This window comes from Acinetobacter sp. YH01021 (assembly GCF_013420255.1).
Taxonomy (GTDB): Bacteria; Pseudomonadota; Gammaproteobacteria; order Pseudomonadales; family Moraxellaceae; genus Acinetobacter.
Genome location: NZ_VOYO01000067.1, coordinates 1 through 1,416, shown reverse-complemented (window position 1 = coordinate 1,416; position 1,416 = coordinate 1). Strand labels below are relative to the sequence as shown.

2 protein-coding genes are annotated in these 1,416 nt (G+C 56.4%); both read right to left on the bottom strand.

From position 1 onward, the window contains the following. Positions 1–67 precede the first annotated feature (67 nt). Positions 68–370 carry a phosphoglucosamine mutase gene (locus tag FTT86_RS15820; protein WP_000251875.1) on the bottom strand — a complete coding sequence of 101 codons (303 nt, stop codon included), beginning with the start codon at positions 368–370 and terminating at the stop codon, positions 68–70. 86 nt (positions 371–456) lie between these two features. After that, complete coding sequence (gene sul2, locus FTT86_RS15815; RefSeq protein ID WP_001043260.1) at positions 457–1,272, bottom strand: sulfonamide-resistant dihydropteroate synthase Sul2; 816 nt, start codon at positions 1,270–1,272, stop codon at positions 457–459. Positions 1,273–1,416: the final 144 nt, after the last annotated feature.

Below are 1,416 nucleotides of genomic sequence, written 5' to 3'. Positions count from 1 at the left end.
GTAAATTTTCAGCGTTGCTGGCTCCCCGTCAGCCGGATTGGGTTGCATCGCAGGGGTGTCGAAAGAGTCAACTGCGGTCCAAAGCTGTTGGACTTGGGTGAAAAGGGCGTTTATTCTTCCTATACGTTGTCGGCAGCGGGCCAAAAAGGAATACGTCCATGCCCATCGAGGTGAAACCGGCTGTGAGCGCGGGTTCAAGCATATAGCCCGACAGGCGCGTATCCTTGCCGATCACGACACGATGGCGGTGGTCACCGCGACGAAAGACACGGCCAGCCGCCATGCCGACGCGCAAGGCGGTTTCCGCCGTCATCGCGCCTTCGTTGGCTTTGCCACGAATACCGTCTGTGCCGAAATATTTGCGCACCATAAGGTCGATTATCCTGTCGTCGGGTCGCCCTCAAAGGGGACATGCCTGCTGAACCGCGAATATAGAGAAATATCCCGAATGTGCAGTTAACGAATTCTTGCGGTTTCTTTCAGCGCCGCCAATACCGCCAGCCCGTCGCGCAAGGGGCGCGGCTCGTGTGTGCGGATGAAGTCAGCTCCACCTGCGGCGGCGGCAAGCTCTGCAGCGAGTGTCGCGGCCCCGACATCCCCCGGACCACGGCCTGTGAGCGCGCGCAGAAAGGATTTGCGCGAAACAGACAGAAGCACCGGCAAATCGAAGCGCAGCCGCAATTCATCGAACCGCGCCAGCACCGAGAGCGAGGTTTCGGGAGCAGCCCCCAGAAAAAACCCCATGCCGGGATCAAGGACAAGGCGGTTGCGTTTGATACCGGCACCCGTCAGCGCCGCGATGCGCGCGTCAAAGAACGCCGCAATGTGATCCATGATGTCGCCAGCGGGTGCCTCGCGCCGATCTGCCTGCCCGTCTTGCACCGAATGCATAACGACGAGTTTGGCAGATGATTTCGCCAATTGCGGATAGAACGCAGCGTCTGGAAAACCGCGAATATCATTGAGATAGGCCACACCACGCGACAAGGCATAGGCTTGCGTCGCGGGTTGATAACTGTCGAGCGAGACGGGAATGCCATCTGCCTTGAGCGCGTCCAGCACCGGCGCGATACGCGCGATTTCTGTGTCGGACGAAACAGGCGCGGCGTCGGGATTGCTGGATGCCGGACCGAGGTCGATCACATCTGCCCCCTCGGCCATCAGCTTACGCGCCTGCGCAATGGCTGCGTCTGGCGCCAGATACCGGCCTCCATCGGAGAAACTGTCCGAGGTTATGTTGACGATGCCGAAAATGATGAGCGATTTATTCATGGGGGCTTCTATAATAATCTCTGTACACGACAAAAATAGATAACTCATTGAAATAATGTCACAATAATTGTTTTCTAACGACGAATACTATGACACATCTCAATGAGTTATATCTTATCTTAAACAAATCTCTAAAATGGAACA